The following is an 18,775-nucleotide window of genomic DNA, read 5'->3' as shown; positions in this document are numbered from 1 at the left end:
CCTATCGGGGTGCCTGCGTGGCTTCGACCAGTTCGGCCACCAGCGCCTCCATATCGCGCCCCTCGATCTCGGCAGCGGGGCTGAGCGTCAGGCGGTGGCGCAGCACTGGCACGGCCAATGCCTTTACATCATCGGGGATGACATATTCGCGCCCCTCCAACGCAGCGCGCGCGCGGGCGGCCCCTGCCAGCAGCACTGCCGCGCGGGGGGATGCGCCAACGATCAGTTCAGCGTGTTCGCGGGTGGCGCGGATCAGGCGCACAACATAGCGGGTAATGTCATCGGCCACCGTCACTTGTGACAAAGCTGCGCTGGCAGCGATCAATCCAGCGGCGTTGGTGACAGCCGCCACCCCCAGATCGGTGGGCCGCTGCGGGCCGGCCCGCTGGCCATAAGTCGCCACGATCCGCGCTTCTTCATCTTCCGCCGGATAGGGCACCAGCAGTTTGAACAGGAAGCGGTCAAGCTGAGCTTCGGGCAGCGGATAGACGCCTTGGTTTTCAATCGGGTTCTGGGTTGCGATCACCATGAACCGTTCGGGCAGGTGATGGGTTTCCCCGTCCAGCGTGACGCGGCGTTCCTGCATCGCTTCAAGCAGCGCGGCCTGCGTCTTGGGCGGGGTGCGGTTGATTTCATCGGCCAACAGAAGATCGCAGAAAATCGGCCCGCGGGTCAGGGTGAACTGGCTGGTCTGGAAGTTGAACAGGTTCGACCCCAGAATGTCCCCCGGTAGCATATCGGGTGTGAACTGGATGCGCCCGAAATCCAGCCCCAGCGCTGTGGAAAAGGCATTGGCGAGGAAGGTCTTGGCGGTGCCCGGCGGGCCTTCGATCAAGACGTGGCCTTCGGAGAGCATGGCGGTCAGCAGCATGTCGACCATGGCTTCCTGCCCGACAATCGCCTTGGCGACTTCGGCACGGATCGCGTCGGCAAGGGTGCGGACGTCGGTGAGGGGCATGGTCATCGGGTTGTTGTCCCTGTGATAGATTGGTGTGATAGCTTGGTGGCGAGGTCATCAAGCGCCTGCGCGGCGCTGAGAGTATCGGCGGGCCGCGTCGCAGCCTCAAGCCGGGCGGCGCGGCGGCTGAACGGTTCTTCTTGCGGCAGGCGGCGCGCAAGCGCGGCGTCAATCGCGGCGGCATCCGCGCGGGCAAGGCCGAGCCGTTCTGCCACACGCCGCGCCGATAATGCTGCATAGGGCGCGGCCAGCAAGGGCAGGCGGCGCGCGCGCAGGATCAGGTTTGCGCCGTTGGCGATCAACCGCTGCTTGCCGAACGCTATGGCGGGGCCGCTGGCGCTGGCCGCCGGGCCAAACCGCTGGAACGCGCGCCAGCCGACGATCAGCAGCGCCATCAGCAGGCACAAGGTCGCGGCGAGGAACGGCGGGCGGAACGCCAGCGTCAGCAGGTTTTCCGACGCGCCGAATCCATTGAGGGTCAGGTCAAATGTCACCCCCGTGATGTCGCGATCATAGGTTGCTTCATCCACCAGCGCGATGGCGGCCGTGGCGCGCGCGGCATCGCCCAGCCCGTAATTGTTCATCAGATCGGCATCGGTGACAAAGACCGTCCAATGGGCGTCTTCATAGTAATCGGTATCGGGTTCACCGATCACTTTGATAGCAAGGGCATGGCCCGCGGCATCAGCGATCAGGGTTTCGTGCTGCGGATCATCTTCTGCGTAGAGGATCGTGCGGGTCGGCAGCTTGCCTTCCACTCCGAATCCGTCCCAGCCGGGCACCTCGTCCTTCTGCAACGTCTCTTTCACGTGGGTGAAGGCGTAGGGCGCGGGCAGTTCGGCTGTCCAGTCCACCGCATCGGCCCCGGTCAGCACCACCCATCCGGGCTTGAACCTATCGCGCGCTTCGGCGGGCAGCGTGGGCGGCGGCAGCGCGGCGTCCCACTTGGGCAGGATCACCAGCGTCGGGCCGATATACTCGCGGCGTTGAAGCAGTTCGGCGAATTCATCGGCGTCGACGAAAGGGGGCGGGGTCAGCACCAGCAGGCCATCGGTTTCCAGCCCCGCCGGACTGCGTGACCGGTTAACCTCATAACCGTCCGCCTCAAGCATCTGAACTAGGCCGGCATAGCCGTTCAGCCCGTTGGCGGCGGCATGGCCCCCGCCATTATTGCGGTTCCCGCCAAACTCTTCGCCCGCAGCGATCAGGTAGATGAGCGCGAGGAACACCGCAAAGCCCACCGCCACCAGTGCCAGCGCGCCCGCGCGCGAAAAGGTGGCGGGCCCCGCCTGGTTCATGCCGCGCCGCCTGCGGTATTCAGGCGGGCGAGCGCGAATTCGGCATAGGCCGCGCGCGCTGCCTCCCAATCGGGCCGGTCGAGCGTGCGCAGTGCGAACAGGCTGCGTTCAACCCTTCCGGCAATCACCCCGAACGCGGTGCGTGCGGCATCGGGCAGGGCGGGCAGTGCGGCGAGTTCGCGCGCGGTGCTCGATGGATCGACCCAGTCGGGACGGGCATCGGCAATATGGCCGACGCTGCGCAGCAGCAGCAGGTGGGTTGCCTCGTCAAACCGGCCCTCAGCGGCGAGCCGATCGGCATCTTCGAGCAGCGCGAGCGTGGCGGCGCGATCGGGCTGCCATTCCTCCGCGTCTTGCGCCGTTTTGCGCGGGCGGCGGAAGCCTGCGCCGGGGCCGAACATCCGCACCAGCATCACCAGCGCAAATCCGATAGCAGCGGCCAGCAGCGCCCATTGCAACCACCACCACGATGCGCCGAGCAACTGGCCTAGCGGCGCGAACAGGTCTGCCAGCCAGCCGAACAGATCGTCCAGAACGCGTTCGAACCAGCCCGGCTGGCGCGGCGGGATTTCGGGGATCGTGACCGGGGCGAATTGCAGATCGCCGTCATTGCGAATGTCAGCCCAACCGGCAGGGGCCGATACGCCGGAAACCGCTGTTGATTCAGTAGGGATGGTCGGGGCGGATGCGGTCATGCGCGGCAGGTGGTGGCATGGCACCCGCGCGGGCGCAACCGGGAAACGTTCCCGGCGCGGCTCACCCGCGTGGGCGGGCCTGTGCGTAGCTGCCCAGAATGCGCAGTTCCTTGGAATGGAACGCGCATTCTTCCAGCGCCCGATCCACCGCCGGATCGCCCGGCGCACCGATAATGTCGGCGTAAAATGCGCTGGCGGCAAAGCTGGTGCCGTGCTGGTAGCTTTCCAGCTTGGTCATGTTGACCCCGTTGGTGGCAAACCCGCCCAGCGCCTTGTAAAGCGCGGCAGGGATATTCTTCACTTCAAAGATGAAGGTCGTCATCACCGGCTTGCCCGCTAATGCCGCTGGCGTGATCGGTTCGCGGGCGAGGATGACGAAGCGGGTCATGTTGTCGGCGCTGTCCTCGACATTGCGCTCGATAATTTCCAGCCCGTAAAGTTCGGCGGCGATGGCGGGGGCAATCGCGGCAATGGTGGGATCGCCGCGTTCCGCCACATAGGCGGCAGCGCCTGCGGTATCGGCATGGCTCAGGGGCACGATCCCGCGCGCCCGCAGGAAATGGCGCGATTGGCCGAGCGCCTGCGGGTGGCTGTATGCTGCCTCGAACGGGCCTGATCCCAGCGCCATCAGCGCGTGATTGATCGGCATGAAATATTCAGCGACGATGTGCAGCCCGCTTTCGGGCAGCAGGAAGTGGATATCGGCCACACGCCCGTGCTGTGAATTTTCGATCGGGATGATCGCCTCACCCGCGCGGCCATCTTTCACCGCGTCGAGCGCGTCTTCAAAACTGAAGCACGGCAGCGGCAGGGCATCGGGGCGGGCTTCGGTTGCGGCGCGGTGCGAATTGGCGCCGGGCGAACCTTGGAACGCAATCGCCCGCGCAGAATCGGCGGCGGCGGCGGCGCGCATCCGGTCGACAAGCGCAAGTGCAGGGGCAGGGAAAGATCGCATCTTGGGGCAGGCTGCTAGAGCGGCGCGGCGTGATCGGCAAGCCTGCTTGCAAAAGCAACGAGGATAGATGCCACGATCAGTCTTGCGCGAGCGCGTGGGCGACACTATGGGCCTGCCGTGATGACACAGGACAATTCTTCGCAAGATGGTGCCGCAGGCCAGAATGGTGGCGGCGATCTGTTCAACACTGCCGCAGGCTGGGTGCTATTTGCCGCCGGTCTGGGATTGGGTCTTGCGATCCTCTCGGGCAAGTATTTCCACGGCGACAAGCCGCAACGGCCCGAACAGCTCGGCTATGTGATCGAAGGCGTAGCGGACGAAGGCGCTGGCCCGGCGGAAGTCACAATCGCCGAAGTGCTGAACACGATTCCTACCGCAGAACTGATCGCGGCAGGTGAAAAAGCCTATGCCAAGTGCCAGAGCTGTCACACGATTGATGCGGGCGGTGCCAATGGGGTCGGCCCCAACCTTTCCGGGTCAATGGGCGGTGCGGTCGCGGCCCATGCCGGGTTTGCTTACAGCGCGGAATTGAAGGCGCTGGGCGGTCAGTGGGATTGGGACAAGATGGACGCGTGGCTGAAAAGCCCCAAGTCTTATGTTCCGGGCACCAAGATGAGCTTTGCCGGCCTTTCGAAGGTTGAAGATCGCGCGGCAATGGCGGCCTATCTCAACTCCAAGGGCGCGAATCTGCCCCTGCCCGCGTTTACGCCCCCAGCGGCTGAAGCGCCGGTTGATGAGGGTGATGCGGCTGCGGTTGAAGGTGAAGTGCCTGCGGCCCCCGAAGGCGAAGTCGCACCCGCCGCTTAAGCAACCGACTGTTCAAGAGCGAGCGTGGCGGCGCGCGCGATTGAACCTAACCCTTGAACCCTTGGGCAATCACATACCATTCCGACGATCCCTTGCGGCTCGCCGGGGGTTTGGCGTGCTTGACCACGGTGAAATGCTTTTTGAGCAGCGCCAGCAGATCAGCATCGGTTCCGCCCGCCAGCACCTTGGCCACAAATGCGCCGCCGGGGGCAAGGTTTTCGGTCGCGAACCACGCCGCCGCCTCAACCAGACCCATCGTGCGCAGATGATCGGTCTGCTTGTGGCCGACGGTGTTGGCCGCCATGTCCGACAGGATCAGATCGGGCGCGCCGCCCAAGGCTTCGGTCAGTGCGGCGGGGGCGGTATCGGCCATGAAATCCATCTCGAAAATGGTCACGCCCTCCAGCGGTTCGACCGGTAACAGGTCGATGCCCACCACCTCGGCGCGCGGCGCCTTGGCCCGCACCACCTGGCTCCACCCGCCCGGCGCAATCCCCAGATCGACCACCCGGGCCGCGCCTTTGAGCAGGTTGAAACGCTCGTCCAACTCGATCAGCTTATACGCCGCACGGCTGCGATAACCTTCGGCCTTGGCCTGCCGCACGTAAGGATCATTGAGCTGGCGTTCGAGCCAGCGCACCTGCGATGCGGTGCGGCCTTTGGCGGTCTTCACCCGCTTGGACGGCGTCTTGCTGGCGCGGGTCATTGCGCGCTGCGACCAGAGCGTTGCTTGTGCAACTGGCGCAAGGTGCGTTCGGACTGATGCTGCGAGGCCATGATGCTTCTGAGGATTCCTTCGCGGATGCCGCGATCCGCCACCCCCAGCCGCCGCGCGGGCCACAGGTCGAGGATTGCTTCGAGGATCGCGCAGCCTGCCACGACCAGATCGGCGCGGTCCTGCCCGATGCACGGCAGATTGCTGCGTTCATAAGGTGTCATCGCCGATAGCCGCGCGCTGATATCGCGCATCGCGGGCGCAGGCACGATCAGCCCGTCGACCGCCTTGCGATCATAGCTCGGCAGTTCAAGATAGAGGCTGGCGAGCGTCGTCACCGTGCCGCTGGTGCCCAGCAGGCGGATATCGTCATGCTGGGCGGCCTGGGCAACGCGGGCGGCAAAAGGCGCGAAGCTATCGGACACCATGCGCCGCATCGCCGCATAACGGGCGGCGCGCGCAGGCTCGCTATCCTCGCTCCGGCCCACCGTGTCGGTAAGCGAGACAACGCCCCACGGCACGCTATGCCAATCAAGGATGCGCGGCACCCGGCTCGCTTCCATGCCGCCCGGTTCCACCAGCACCAACTCGGTCGATCCGCCGCCAATGTCGAAAATCACCGCCGGGCCATCGCCCGATTCGAGCAGGATGTGGCACCCCAGCACCGCCAGCCGCGCCTCTTCCTCGGCGCTGATGATGTCGAGCGCGATGCCGGTTTCACGCCGGACACGTTCGATGAATTCATACCCGTTTTCCGCGCGGCGGCAGGCCTCGGTCGCCACTGACCGCGCGAGGCGGACGTTGCGGCGTTGCAGTTTATCCGCGCAGATCGTCAGCGCGGCGAGGGTGCGATCCATCGCCTTATCCGACAACCGCCCGCTGGCCGCCAGGCCTTCGCCCAGCTTTACCACGCGGCTGAAGGCGTCGATCACGGTGAAATCCCGGCCCGATGGGCGCGCGATCAGCAGGCGGCAATTATTGGTGCCAAGGTCCAGCGCGGCATAGGCTTCGCCGTGGGCGTTACCGCGTGCTGTGCCGATGGTGGAAAGGTCGGGCGCGGTGCGTGATTGGCGCGCTTCGCCGCTGCCCCGGCCATCACGGCCAGTCTTGCGGCAATCTTGCTGAGGGGGGCGTTTGTAGCGAAAATCAGCTACTTTCCCGGACTTGCCGCCCCGTTTTGTCCCAGCCTTCGAATTCCTGTCCGGCGGGAGAAATTCCGCCATGATCGTGCAACTTTCATATCACTGCCCGCACGTTTCGGCGGGCAGCACTTGGGGCCAAGCTAACCCAAGCACTGCGCAAGAGCAAGCAACGCCGCGCTTGACCTTGCCGCCGCACAAAACTAGGGAGCGCGCTCGCTGATGCCACCTGCAAGTTTCGGGGGCATGGCCTGTTGCCCCGTCGTCTAACGGCAAGACTACGGACTCTGACTCCGTCAATTGAGGTTCGAATCCTCACGGGGCATCCAGCCGCACGGCATTGTGGTGCAGCCGCAGCTGGCATCAATGTTTCACGTGAAACACCCATCCCATCAATCTGCTTGCGGGCCTAGGTGGCCCCTATTAGGGGTCTAACCATGACCGACAAAGACCTGACTGACCGTAAATTCTACCGCGCGGGCGAAGAAACCCGCTTTGCTGAAAGCGGCCCCGAACACACCCCGCAAACCGCGCATCCGGCCTACACGCTGGCGTTTCGCGATACCGATTTTCTGCTGCGCGACGAATTGCGCCCGGTGCGTTTTCAGCTGGAATTGCTGAAGCCCGAAATGCTGCTCGATGAAGCGCGGGTGGGATCGACGCTGGTGATGTATGGTTCGGCGCGCATTCCCTCGCCCGCGCAGGCCGAAGCCCGGCTGGCCGAAGCCGTTGCCACTGGCAGCGAATATGATCAGAAGGTCGCGGCGCGGCTCGCGGAAAAGGCGAAATATTACGACGAAGCCTACAAACTCGCCCGGCTGGTCAGCGAAAAGTCGATCATCGAGGATGGCAAACGCCAGTTCATCATCACCACCGGCGGCGGGCCTTCGATCATGGAGGCGGGCAATCGCGGGGCATCCGATGCGGGCAGCGAATCGATCGGGCTCAACATCGTGCTGCCCCACGAACAGGCGCCCAACCCTTACGTCACGCCCTATCTCAGCTTTCAGTTCCACTACTTCGCGCTGCGCAAAATGCATTTTCTGCTGCGTGCTCGTGCGGTGGCGGTGTTCCCCGGCGGGTTCGGGACGTTCGATGAATTCTTCGAACTCGTCACCCTGATCCAGACCGGCAAGATGAAGCCGATCCCGATTATCCTGTTCGGCAAGGATTTCTGGACGCGGGTGATCGATTTCGAAGCGCTGGCCGAAGAAGGCACGATTTCAAAGAGCGATCTCGACCTGTTCACCTGGTGCGAAACCGCTGAAGAGGCATGGGCCTGCATCTGCGATTTCTATGAGTTGAAGGACTAGGCGAGCGTTCTGACCGCCTGATGCCCAAGCGGGCCGTTGCCCGCGCCAAAGCCGGGGGCGACCTCGATCGCGCGGATCACGAATTGCCGCGCCAGCCGCACCGCGTGTTCCAATGGCTGACCGTGGCCGATCAGCGTCGCAATCGCCGATGACAGTGTGCAGCCGGTGCCGTGGGTGTGGCGCGTGTCGATCCGCGCGTGATCGAACTGCACCGCGCGCGCGCCGACCGTGTCGGTGGCGGGGATATAGAGCACGTCGATAATCCGCGCGCCATCGCCCTGATCGGGCAGATGCCCGCCCTTGGCCAGCACCGCCGCGCCGGTCGCCTCCGCCAGTTCCTCGGCCGCGGCGACCATGTCCGCGCCGGTGGCGATCGGGCGGCCCACCAGCGCGCTGAGTTCGGGCAGGTTGGGGGTGATCAGCGTTGCCAGCGGGAACAGCCGTGCGCGCATTGCCGCCACCGCATCGGGCGCGATCAGCGCCGCGCCGCTGGTGGCAATCATCACCGGATCGAGAATAATCGGGAAACGCGCTGCCGCAGACCCGCCAGACCGCCGCACATGGCCAAGCGCCGACCGCGCCTTGATCCCCGGCGTAGCGACCAGCGCGGCGGCGACCATGCGAATGATCTCGGAATCGTGCAGCATCCCGATCTTGATCGCATCGACCCCGATATCCTCGGCGCAGGAGGCGATCTGTTGCAGCACGATCTCTGGCGAAAGCGGCGCGATGGCCTGCACCCCGACAGAGTTCTGCGCGGTGACTGCGGTGATCGCGGTCATCCCATAGCCGCCAAGCATGGCGATGGTCTTGAGATCAGCCTGAATGCCTGCGCCGCCGGACGAGTCCGACCCGGCAATGCTGAGGATGCGAGGGGGAGGAGTGGTGGTCATGCCACCGCCATAGCAAGCCCGGACGTCACACGGCACCGATTTCACCAGCGGCAAACGAAATGGCAGCTTTCAGGGATGGCGCGCGTTGTTGGGAACGGCCGGTTGTGGGTGGTTTGCTGAAAGGCTGCTTTCCTAAGTAGCTTGCTAGCGGAAGATGACGGTTATTCTCTCATTCGCGTAATCGAACACGGTGAAGTTATCCCGGAAAAAGGGGTATCCGATTTGAACGTCTGCACTCCCCGTGAATTCTTGGACGACCATATCGATTGGTCCTGATGCACCTGGCAAAGAGAATTCGACTTGCCTCACACCCTCTATTGCGCTGTCGGATCCTGCTATATCGACCGACGTTCCAACCGGGACCGAAGGACAGCCGTCGAAAACATTATCGCAAAAGGTGCGACGGATGGTTGCTGGGCTCGCGCTTCCCAAGTCAACCCCGACTTGAGCGGTCTTGCCGGCGACTGATCCAGAGATCAGCCCGTCTGTCAGTGGCAGCTCGACAAGTTTGCTGGAATTCGGCCTGACTGTCCCAGGCGCAACAAACATGATCTCCTTCTTCGGACCATTCACGACCATCGAAAGGCTGCCGATAACATCCATTCCGACCAGAAGGCCGATCTGCCGATTTAGACGTTTCGAGATTGCTGTCAGATCCAAAGCCAGCGAGGGACCAGCGATGACGAATTGATCTTTCAATTCGATGCTGACTTGATCCACACGTTCAAGCGGAAGGCGGTCACCATTTGGGGACAATGCCCGGCCCGGCATTGGCGTCAGGCTCAAACCCAGGTTGCGAGCAAGCGCACTATCCACCACAGTGCCTTCGCTGCCTGTGTCAATTACTGCCCAGACTTTCGTCTCTGCGACTTTCGCTTCAACCAAGATGACCCGTTGTGAATCGTCATAGGTTGTTGCCCTCGGGCCAACCTCTCCATGCAAGAATGAAAAGGACCGGCTGTCTTTGCTCTTATCCTCTGCTCGTTGCACATTTTGCTGCTGAGCGCTTGCCGGTGACAAAGCTATGCTCTGCAACGCAATCGAAACGGCAATCACCAACCTGCTAAGCAGCTTACGCTGAGCAACGACATACATCTGATTGGCTCCTTCTTTACGAGTCCGCGCATTCGTTGAATACGTATCGCACTGTGCGTGCGGTTGTTCCCATCATCGTCCAACCCGATCTGCTGCAGGGCTGTCGCTTAATGCTGTTCGAAGCGACCGGAATGGGGTCGTTTCCCGAATGGCAGCTTTTTTCCAAAGCCTTGCCAAAGCGGACCCCGCCTCTCGCGCTCACCCCTTGAACTTGCGCTCCGTGCTCGGCGGAAACTTCGCGTGGAGCGCTTTGGCCCGTGTCGGCCTGTCCATCAGCTCGCCGCCGCAATTGGGGCAGCGGTCATCCAGGCTATCTGCACATTCGGCGCAGAAGGTGCATTCGAAGCTGCAGATGAACGCGCCGGGGGCGTCGGCGGCAAGGCCGGTTCCGCAGCGTTCGCAATCGGGGCGCATTTCGAGCATTGTCAGTAACTCCCATCCCGTTCACCCTGAGCTTGTCGAAGGGCTGTATTTCCTTTTTGAGGTGCGGAAAGAAGAAAGTGCGATGCTTCGACAAGCTCAGCACGAACGGATTTTTCGCTAAACCGCCGCGCGCACGGCTTCGCAGATGGCGTCGACCACCTGTTCCACCTCGGCGCGGTCATCGCCTTCGGCCATGACGCGGATGACGGGTTCGGTACCTGAAGGGCGGATCACCAACCGGCCCCGACCGGCCAGCTGCGTTTCGGCATCGGCGATCACCGCCTTGACCCGCGCATCGTCCAGCGGCCTGCCGCCGTCAAAGCGCACGTTCTTGAGCAATTGCGGCACCGGATCGAACACGTGGAGCAGCTCGCTCGCCGGCCTGCCGGATCGCACCAGGCTCGCCAGCACCCGCAGCGCCGCCACGGTGCCATCGCCGGTGGTGGCGTGATCGAGCAGGATCATGTGACCCGATTGTTCCCCGCCAACATTGAACCCGCCCGCCTTCATCGCTTCGAGCACATAGCGATCGCCCACCTTGGTGCGGGCCAGCGTCAACCCGCGCCCCGCCAGATAGCGTTCGAGCCCGAGGTTGCTCATCACCGTCGCCACAATTCCGCCGCCGGTGAGCGCGCCCTTGTCGTGCATCCGGGTGGCGATCAGCGCCATGATCTGATCGCCATCGACCGCGCGGCCCTTTTCATCGACTACGATCAGCCGGTCGGCATCGCCGTCCAGCGCGATCCCGATATCCGCGTGTTCCTCGACCACCCTGGCCTGCAATGCAGCAATCGCGGTCGACCCCACGCCGTCGTTGATGTTGGTGCCATTGGGACTGACCCCCAGCGTCACCACGTCCGCGCCCAGTTCCCAGATCGCCGACGGGGCGACCTGATAGGCCGCGCCATTGGCGCAATCGACCACCACCTTGAGGCCATCGAAGCGGATTTCTGACGCGATCGACCGCTTGACCGCGTGGATATAGCGCCCGCGTGCATCATCGATCCGCCGCGCGCGGCCGATGCCCTCGGCGGGCGCGAGTTCGACCTCGCCCTGCATCAGCCGCTCGATCTCGGCCTCGGCCTCGTCGGACAGCTTGAACCCATCGGGGCCGAACAGCTTGATCCCGTTATCGGCAAACAGGTTGTGGCTGGCAGAGATCATCACGCCCAGATCGGCGCGCATTTCGCGGGTGAGCAGCGCAATCGCGGGGGTGGGCAGCGGCCCGGTCATGATCACGTCCATCCCGACACTGGTGAACCCCGCCACCAGCGCGCTTTCCATCATATAGCCCGACAGGCGCGTGTCCTTGCCGATCACCACCCGGTGCCGGTGCCCGCCGCGCACGAAATAGGTGCCCGCCGCCTGGCCCACCCGCATCGCGGTGGCAGCGGTCATCACGCCGGCATTGGTGCGACCCCTGATTCCGTCGGTTCCGAACAGCTTGCGTGTCATGAATTTGCCTACTCCGCCCCACTCACATGATTGTATCGCGCTTCTGGCGCGGTTATCGCCCACGGTCTAGACCCAAGAGCGAAGGGCGAGCCGCCCAGACAAAGGATACGAGATTGCTGGAGAGTGAAAACAACGGTTCCGGCGCGGGGGGCAAGTTCGCGCTGGTATCGATCCGCCTGCCGGTGGCGCTGACCTTTGCCGCGCTGATTGCTGGCCTGGTGGCGGGTATTGCCGGGGCGGCGCTGGATGTGCCGCAGGCGGTGCAGGACTTTGCCGCATTGGTCGGCGGGCTGTGGCTGCGCGCGCTTCAGATGACGATCATTCCGCTGGTTGCGGCGCTGCTGGTGCTGGGGCTGGTGCAAATGATCATGGCCGCGCGGGTCGGCACGGCGGCGCGGCGGATGCTGCTGATCATGATCGGGGTGCAATTGGCGGGCGGCGCGTTCGCGTCGGTTGCGATGCCGGCCCTGCTCAGGGCGTTTCCGGTGCCGCAGGGGGCGAGCGCGCTTTTGGCGCAGACCCCGGACAATGTCGGCGCGGTGCCGGGCGTGTTCGATTTTGCCGCATCGCTGGTGTCGCCCAACATCATTGCCGCCGCCGCCGAAACCGCGATGCTGCCGCTGACGCTGTTCTTCGTGATGTTTGCCGTCGCGATCACCCGCCTGCCCGCCGATCAGGGCGACCGGCTGCTGGGGTTCTTCCACGCGCTCGGCAATGTCATGCTGCTGATTATCGGCTGGGTGCTGGCGATTGCGCCGATCGGGGTGTTCGCGCTGGCGTTCGGGGTGGGCGTGAAGAGCGGCAGCGGGGCGTTTGCGACGCTGGGGCATTATGTGCTGACGGTGACGTTGATGGGCGCCTTCATTCTGGCGCTGGCCTATGCGATTGCGATGGGGCTGGGGCGGACAGGCGCGCGCTTTGCCAGTGCGGTGTTGCCCGCGCAGGCGGTGGCGCTGTCCACGCAAAGCTCGCTCGCCAGCCTGCCCGCGATGCTTGATAGCGCCGGGCGGCTGGGGCTGCGGGCCTCCACGGCCGAATTCGTGCTGCCGCTTTCGGTGGTGATATTCCGCGCGACCAGTGCGGCGATGAACCTCGCGGTGGTCTATTACATCGCCGCGCTTGCAGGGATCGAGGTGCCGTGGGCAATTGCGATTGCCGGGGTGCTGATCGCCAGCGTGATCAGCCTTTCCGCTGTCAGCCTGCCCGGATCGATCAGCTTTGTCGTGTCGATCGGCCCGATTGCACTGGCCATGGGCGTGCCGGTGGAACCGCTGGCATTGCTGGTGGCGGTCGAGATGCTGCCTGACTTGATGCGCACGCTGGGCAATGTCACCATGAACGTGGCAGTGACCAGCGCGGTTGACCGCAGCGTGCACACGCTTGAAAAATCTTCGCCTTGAAGCTGGAACCCTTCGACCACATCTGCGTTAATGCAACCATCCGATTCACCCAACCTGCTTCTGGAGGACACCATGGCTTTCGCACTTTCCCCGCTTCCCTATCCCGATACCGCGCTGGCACCGGCGATTTCGGCTGAGACGCTGTCGTTTCACTACGGCAAGCACCATCAGACCTATGTCGACAAGATGAACGCCGCGATCGAAGGCACGCCGCACGCCGATGCCTCGCTCGAAGCGATCATCGCGGCTTCGCGCGGTAGCAATCAGGGCCTGTTCAACAATGCAGCGCAGTCATGGAACCACGCGTTCTACTGGCATTCGATGGCCCCTGCGACCACCGCACCTTCGGCTGACCTCGCCGCCAAAATCGATGCGGCGTTCGGATCGGTCGATGCGCTGAAACAGCAGTTGAAGGATCGCGGGCTTGGCCACTTTGCCAGCGGCTGGGTGTGGCTGGCGGAAAAGGACGGCAAGCTCAGCATCGAGGAAACCCACGATGCCGACACGCTGGCCGATAGCGGCTTTAACCCGCTGCTGGTGCTCGACGTGTGGGAACACGCCTATTACCTCGATCACCAGAACAAGCGTCCAGCCTATCTCGATGCGGTGGTTGAAACCAAGCTCAACTGGGCATTTGCGAGCGAAAACCTCGCGCGCGGTCAGGTGTGGACTTACGCCTGATATTGATAGCAAGTCGATTGGAAGGCCCGCCTGCAGCGATGCGGCGGGCCTTTTGTTTGGCGCCTGTCAGGCAAGCGCGCGCGCATAGACCGCATATTCGCGGTTGATCTTGCTCTGGATCGTATCGGCGATGGCGATCATTCCCTGATTGTCGTCAAGGATCCAGCCGATCTCGCCGCGGGTCGATTGAAACGTGGTGTTCGCCTCGGCGCGGATCGCCTCGATCATCATGAAGGCAAGCTGGCTGGCAAGGCGGCTGTTGTGTAGTTCCTTGAGCACGCCCATCAACGGCACCCGCATGCCTGCGCCCTTGGGGTGCCTCAGCCAGCGCAGCATGTGGATCCAGCCAAACGGGAACAGTTTTCCGCCGATTTTCGTCAGCGCATCATTCACATCGGGAAAGGTCAGCATGAACGCCACCGGGCGGCCATCGAGTTCGGCGATCATGTTCAGTTCTTCGTGAATGATCGGGCGTAGCTTTTTACCGGCATAGGCGACTTCTGCCGGGGTGAAGGGGACAAACCCCCAATTGTGCGACCACGCATCATTGAGGATCATCAGCACGGTGGCGACTTCCTCGTCCCAGCGGCTTTTTTCGACCCGGCGGATATTGATGCGCGCGTTCTTGTGCCCCGATTGCACAATCCGCCGGATCAAGGGGGGGGAATCGCGGGTGATATCGAGATCATAGGTGTAAAGCGTCTTTTCGCGGGCATAACCCGCCGTCTCGATCCAGCCTGCATAATGCGCCGGGTGGTGTCCCATCATGATCATCGGCGGGTGATCCTGGCCACTGATCAACAGGCCCGGTTCTTCCCAGACCGAAAGCGAGATCGGGCCGAGCACGCGGTGCATCCCTTCGCCCACCAGCCATGCCTCTGCCGCGGCCAGCAGCGCGCGCGCCGCGTCTTCGTCCTCCGCATCGAAATAGCCGAAAAACCCGGTGCCGGGGCCAAACCCCTGTTCGGCAGGCATGGCGAGCGCGAGTTCATCAATATGCGCCGAAATCCGCCCGACCGGCTGGCCGCCGCGCCGCGCGATGAACAATTGCACCCGCGCATGGCCGAAAAACGGGTTCTTGTCAGGATCGATCAGTTCAAGCTGTTCGGAACGGATTTGCGGCACGAAATGTTCCAGCCGCGCGGAAAAGGCCCGGCCCAGATCGACAAAATCGGCGCGCCCGCGCTTGCCGGAAACCGGCTCGATGCTTATTTCTGCCCTGCGCTTTGCTGCATCCGTCACACCGCAGTTCCCATGGTTGTTTTTGATCAATGCGTCTGTGTCGCGCCTGCGTGATTGACGCAAGCCTATCGATCACTCTTACCGATAACCCTCGTTTGGCTTACCCCCGGAATTGGAGTAGGGCGAACCTCAGATTTTTGCAGAAAATGACCCGTAAATGACTGTGCACCAGACGATTGATCCCGCCCGCCCCGATGCGCTTTCGCCCCCGCGTGCGACCCGCAGCCAATTCATGGCCAGCGATGACAAGGCGATGCTGCGCGCCGCGCGCGACCTGACCAAGGGGTTGGGGGAGGCAAAACCGGGGATTTACTGGGCTGATATGCTGGTTTCGGCAGGCATTGGTTATGCCGGGATTGCGGTAGCGATTGTGAGCGGAAACGTGCCGGTGCAGGTCGCCGCCGGGCTAATCGCCGCATTGGCGATGTATCGTGCGCTGCTGTTCATTCACGAACTCACCCATATCCACCGCGATGCGCTGCCGGGCTTCCGCATGGCGTGGAACCTGCTGGTTGGCATCCCGCTGCTGACGCCAAGCTTCATGTACGAAGGCGTGCACACCATCCACCACAAGCGCACGCAATATGGCACCATCGAAGACCCCGAGTATCTGCCGCTGGCGTTGATGAAACCGTGGAGCCTGCCGCTGTTTGTGCTGGTGGCGCTGCTTGCGCCGGTTGCGCTGCTGGTGCGGTTTGCGGTGCTGGTGCCGCTGGGCGCGGTGATCCCGGCGGTGCGGCGCTTCACCTGGCAGCGCTTTTCCTCGCTGTCGATCAACCCCGATTTCCGCCGCAGGCCGCCAGAAGGCGATTTTGCCCGGCTTGTGCGCTGGCAGGAATTCGGCGCATTCATCTGGGCCTATGCGCTGATCGCCAGCGTCTTCGTGATCGGCTGGCAGCCGCTTGCCATCGCGTTTGCGGTGCTATCGCTGACCGCAGTGCTCAACCAGTTGCGCACGCTGGTCGCGCATCTGTGGGAGAACGAGGGCGAACCGATGACAGTGACCGCGCAGTTCCTCGATTCGGTCAATGTGCCGCCGCCGGGGATCGCGGCTGAGCTGTGGGCGCCGGTGGGCCTGCGCTATCACGCGTTGCATCACCTGATGCCGTCAATGCCCTATCACGACCTGCCCGAAGCACATCGGCGGCTCGCGCGTGAATTGGGCAGCGGATCGACTTATGAAGGCGCAAACCATCCGGGGATGCTGGTGCTGGTGGCGCGGATTGCGCGCAGCACGATGGGGACGCGGGGCTGAGATAGACTGCGGCTCGCCTGAGCCTATTCCTCAGTCCGGATCAGCACCGTTTCGCCCAGCAGCAGGAACAGGAAGAACGGCGCCCATGCGGCCAGCAGCGGCGGATAACCGCCAAAGCTGCCCATCGCCAGGGCGGCATTATCGACCACAAAATAGGCAAAGCCCAGCGCCATCCCGATGATCGCGCGCACGAACAGCTGGCCTGATCGCGCCAGCCCGAACGCCGCAATCGAGCCGAGCAGCGGCATCAACAGCGCGGATAGCGGCCCCGACAGGCGGTGCCACCATTTGGCTCGCATTTCATCAGTATTGCGCCCGGCGGCATCGAACGCATCAATAGTGGCGCCGAGTTCCCAGAAGCTTTGCGCATCGGGATCGACCGATTGCAGCATGATCCGGTCTGGAGTGAGGCCTTCGCCCACCACCTGTGGCGGCAGCGTTTCGCTGATCGCGCCGGCGACATCGAACCGTTGGGGCTGTTCCAGCCGCCAGCCGGGCGCAGCATAGGTCGCACGGGCGCTGCGCACCTGCTGCCGGATGATCCCGCTCGGCGTGCGTTCGTACCAGGTGACGTTCGACAGCACGATATCATCGCCTGTCCCCATCAGCGTGGCAGCAGACAGGATGTTGGGGCCGTCGGTAAAATAGACGTTCGTTCGCACGCCTTTGGCCCCCGCACCGGTGGCCGGGATCGGGCCATATTGCACCGACTCCCACGCCTTGAGGCTGGCATTGGCGCGGGTGACGACGCGTTCGTTGAAGGCGAAGCTGAGCAGCGATACCACCGCCGCCGTCAACAGCAGCGGGAACAATACCTGATGCGCGGAAAGCCCCGCCGCCTTCATCGCCACCACTTCGCTGTTCTGATTGAGGGTGACGAGCGTGATCAGCGTCGCCAGCAGCACCGAATAGGGCAAAAACCGCGAAACGAGCTGCGGCAGGCGCAATCCGGCATAACGCATGATTTCGGCCTGCCCATTGCCCGCAGCTTCAAGGATCTTGCCGGTCGCCGACAGCAGATCAAGCGCCAGCAGCACCAGCACCAGCATGACCAGCACCGCGACAATGCGCACCACGAACATTTTCGCAAGATACAGCGTCAGCGTGCGCGAAGGGAAGAAATCGAGCTGCATATGTCCCTATTCTGCCGGGGCCGCTGCCGTTCCGGGCGCGGGACGATAGGCGCGCTGGGTGCGGCGCCCGAACAGCTTGCCCACCCGCTTCGACAGTTTGGCGAATGCCGTTTCCAGCGTGCCAATCGCCTGTCCACCAGGCACATAGGCAACACGGTAATACATCCAGATGATCAGCGCGGCGAACAGCGCGAACGGCACCCACAGCGCCAGCACCGGATCCAGCCGGCCCAGCGCGGCTACATCTTCGCCGTATTGATTGACCTTGTGATAGGCGACCACCATCACGATCGAAACGAACACGCCGAGCGCGCTGGTCGATCGTTTGGGCGGGATTGCCAGCGCCACCGCCAGCAGCGGCATCAGGAACATCATCACGATTTCGACCAGCCGGAAATTAAAGCTGGCAAGGCTGGCATCGCGTACCTGCGTGGGGCTTTTGTCGCTCCAGCCGATGCTGAGCAGTTCGGGCAGGATATATTCGCGGGTCGCATCGCCGCGATCACGAAATTGCTCGATCGCGGGCAGATCAATCGGCAGATCGTGACGGCTGAACGACAGCACGCGCGGCGTGTTGCCGCCGCCTTTCTGCATGGTGGTGTCCTGGATGATCGTGCCTTCGGTCAGCCGCAGGATGATCGTGTCGGGGTTGTCACGCGTGGCAAGGAACGCCCCTTCGCGCGCGCTGATCGACAGCACCTGACCTTTGTTGTTGGCGACGCGCGCGAAAATGCCGATCAGCCGCCGTCCATCGTCCTCGCTCGCTTCGATCCGCAAGGCCATACGGTCAGCAAGGGTGGTGAATTCCCCGACCTTGATCGAGGCACCCAGCGCGCCTGATCGCAGTTCGTAATCCATCTGTTCGTAATAATAGCGGCTGATCGGCTGGATATAGAACACCAGCGCCACATTGATCGCAACCAGCACCAGCGTGATGGCATAGGGCATCCTGAGCAGGCGGTTATACGACAGCCCGACCGCGCGCATCGTGTCCAGTTCGGATGAGGTGGCGAGTTTGCGGAAGGCAAGCAACACGCCCAGCAGCAGGCCCAGCGGAATGGCAAGGCTGGCATATTCGGGGATCAGCGCCCCCAGCATCTTGAACACCACCGCCACCGGCCCGCCTTCAACCGCGACGAAATCGAACAGGCGCAGCATCTTGTCGAGCAGCAACAACGAGGCGGCCAGCGCGAACACTCCCAGCATCGGCATAATGGTAAGCCGCAGGATATACCGGTCAACGCTGGGGATCAGATTGTGCAAGTGCGGTTCCGTCGATTGCGCGAAGGCCATAACGCCCTAGCGCCTTCGGGCTCGC

At 63.3% G+C, this 18,775-nt stretch carries 18 protein-coding genes and 1 tRNA gene; 6 read left to right on the top strand and 13 right to left on the bottom strand.

Annotation, left to right across the window (positions count from 1 at the left end):
• Window position 1: 1 nt before the first annotated feature.
• From ACSSV3_RS02905 to ACSSV3_RS02890, 4 genes are all read right to left on the bottom strand, one after another.
• Entirely contained in the window at window positions 2–964 is a 963-nt protein-coding gene (locus ACSSV3_RS02905) for an AAA family ATPase (RefSeq protein ID WP_454184746.1), read from the bottom strand.
• Complete coding sequence (locus ACSSV3_RS02900) at window positions 961–2,256, bottom strand: DUF4350 domain-containing protein (protein ID WP_354325892.1); 1,296 nt, start codon at window positions 2,254–2,256, stop codon at window positions 961–963. Before ACSSV3_RS02900 ends, ACSSV3_RS02905 begins: the two co-directional genes overlap by 4 nt.
• Entirely contained in the window at window positions 2,253–2,951 is a 699-nt protein-coding gene (locus tag ACSSV3_RS02895) for a hypothetical protein (RefSeq protein WP_354325891.1), read from the bottom strand. The genes ACSSV3_RS02900 and ACSSV3_RS02895 overlap by 4 nt, the downstream gene beginning before the upstream one ends.
• 61 nt (window positions 2,952–3,012) lie before the next feature.
• A complete protein-coding gene (locus ACSSV3_RS02890) occupies window positions 3,013–3,906 on the bottom strand; it encodes a prephenate dehydratase (RefSeq protein WP_354325889.1) in 894 nt (297 codons plus the stop codon).
• A gap of 120 nt (window positions 3,907–4,026) precedes the next feature.
• On the opposite strand from ACSSV3_RS02890, the gene ACSSV3_RS02885 reads away from it, so the two are divergent.
• Window positions 4,027–4,713, top strand: a complete 687-nt coding sequence (locus tag ACSSV3_RS02885; protein ID WP_354325887.1) for a c-type cytochrome — start codon at window positions 4,027–4,029, stop codon at window positions 4,711–4,713.
• 46 nt (window positions 4,714–4,759) lie between these two features.
• Here the strand turns inward: ACSSV3_RS02885 and ACSSV3_RS02880 are convergent, their stop codons facing one another.
• Both ACSSV3_RS02880 and ACSSV3_RS02875 read right to left on the bottom strand, forming a co-directional pair.
• Entirely contained in the window at window positions 4,760–5,419 is a 660-nt protein-coding gene (locus ACSSV3_RS02880) for an RlmE family RNA methyltransferase (RefSeq protein WP_354325885.1), read from the bottom strand.
• Window positions 5,416–6,651 carry a Ppx/GppA phosphatase family protein gene (locus ACSSV3_RS02875; RefSeq protein WP_354325883.1) on the bottom strand — a complete coding sequence of 412 codons (1,236 nt, stop codon included), beginning with the start codon at window positions 6,649–6,651 and terminating at the stop codon, window positions 5,416–5,418. The genes ACSSV3_RS02880 and ACSSV3_RS02875 overlap by 4 nt, the downstream gene beginning before the upstream one ends.
• Before the next feature lie 171 nt (window positions 6,652–6,822).
• On the opposite strand from ACSSV3_RS02875, the gene ACSSV3_RS02870 reads away from it, so the two are divergent.
• Both ACSSV3_RS02870 and ACSSV3_RS02865 read left to right on the top strand, forming a co-directional pair.
• Window positions 6,823–6,896: transfer RNA gene (locus ACSSV3_RS02870), tRNA-Gln, on the top strand.
• 108 nt (window positions 6,897–7,004) lie between these two features.
• Window positions 7,005–7,880 carry an LOG family protein gene (locus tag ACSSV3_RS02865; RefSeq protein ID WP_354325881.1) on the top strand — a complete coding sequence of 292 codons (876 nt, stop codon included), beginning with the start codon at window positions 7,005–7,007 and terminating at the stop codon, window positions 7,878–7,880.
• Here the strand turns inward: ACSSV3_RS02865 and thiD are convergent.
• From thiD to glmM, 4 genes are all read right to left on the bottom strand, one after another.
• On the bottom strand, window positions 7,877–8,773 hold the full coding sequence (thiD, locus tag ACSSV3_RS02860) for a bifunctional hydroxymethylpyrimidine kinase/phosphomethylpyrimidine kinase (protein WP_354325880.1): 897 nt from the start codon (window positions 8,771–8,773) through the stop codon (window positions 7,877–7,879). The two genes, ACSSV3_RS02865 and thiD, sit on opposite strands and share 4 nt — an antisense overlap.
• Before the next feature lie 144 nt (window positions 8,774–8,917).
• Complete coding sequence (locus ACSSV3_RS02855; RefSeq protein WP_354325879.1) at window positions 8,918–9,868, bottom strand: retropepsin-like aspartic protease; 951 nt, start codon at window positions 9,866–9,868, stop codon at window positions 8,918–8,920.
• 198 nt (window positions 9,869–10,066) lie between these two features.
• Window positions 10,067–10,291, bottom strand: a complete 225-nt coding sequence (locus ACSSV3_RS02850) for a DUF1272 domain-containing protein (protein WP_354325877.1) — start codon at window positions 10,289–10,291, stop codon at window positions 10,067–10,069.
• A 117-nt stretch (window positions 10,292–10,408) separates the two neighbouring features.
• Window positions 10,409–11,746: a phosphoglucosamine mutase gene (gene glmM, locus ACSSV3_RS02845; RefSeq protein WP_354325875.1), complete on the bottom strand. Its 1,338-nt coding sequence runs from the start codon at window positions 11,744–11,746 to the stop codon at window positions 10,409–10,411.
• A gap of 113 nt (window positions 11,747–11,859) precedes the next feature.
• On the opposite strand from glmM, the gene ACSSV3_RS02840 reads away from it, so the two are divergent.
• Together ACSSV3_RS02840 and ACSSV3_RS02835 are read left to right on the top strand one after the other, a co-directional pair.
• The gene (locus tag ACSSV3_RS02840) at window positions 11,860–13,146 is read left to right on the top strand and encodes a dicarboxylate/amino acid:cation symporter (RefSeq protein WP_354325873.1); all 1,287 of its coding nucleotides are present in this window, start codon (window positions 11,860–11,862) and stop codon (window positions 13,144–13,146) included.
• A gap of 72 nt (window positions 13,147–13,218) precedes the next feature.
• Window positions 13,219–13,827, top strand: a complete 609-nt coding sequence (locus ACSSV3_RS02835) for a superoxide dismutase (protein ID WP_354325871.1) — start codon at window positions 13,219–13,221, stop codon at window positions 13,825–13,827.
• A gap of 66 nt (window positions 13,828–13,893) precedes the next feature.
• On the opposite strand, the gene ACSSV3_RS02830 is transcribed toward ACSSV3_RS02835, so the two are convergent.
• Window positions 13,894–15,069, bottom strand: a complete 1,176-nt coding sequence (locus ACSSV3_RS02830; protein WP_354325869.1) for an N-acetyltransferase — start codon at window positions 15,067–15,069, stop codon at window positions 13,894–13,896.
• A 157-nt stretch (window positions 15,070–15,226) separates the two neighbouring features.
• On the opposite strand from ACSSV3_RS02830, the gene ACSSV3_RS02825 reads away from it, so the two are divergent.
• Window positions 15,227–16,324 carry a fatty acid desaturase family protein gene (locus ACSSV3_RS02825; RefSeq protein WP_354325867.1) on the top strand — a complete coding sequence of 366 codons (1,098 nt, stop codon included), beginning with the start codon at window positions 15,227–15,229 and terminating at the stop codon, window positions 16,322–16,324.
• A gap of 23 nt (window positions 16,325–16,347) precedes the next feature.
• Here ACSSV3_RS02825 and lptG read toward each other — a convergent pair whose 3' ends face one another.
• Window positions 16,348–17,457, bottom strand: a complete 1,110-nt coding sequence (lptG, locus tag ACSSV3_RS02820; RefSeq protein WP_354325865.1) for an LPS export ABC transporter permease LptG — start codon at window positions 17,455–17,457, stop codon at window positions 16,348–16,350.
• 6 nt (window positions 17,458–17,463) lie between these two features.
• A complete protein-coding gene (locus tag ACSSV3_RS02815; RefSeq protein ID WP_354325863.1) occupies window positions 17,464–18,750 on the bottom strand; it encodes an LptF/LptG family permease in 1,287 nt (428 codons plus the stop codon).
• Window positions 18,751–18,775: the final 25 nt, after the last annotated feature.

The sequence above is a fragment of the Porphyrobacter sp. MBR-49 genome (assembly GCF_053628655.1).
This window is presented reverse-complemented; position numbering and strand designations above follow the sequence as displayed.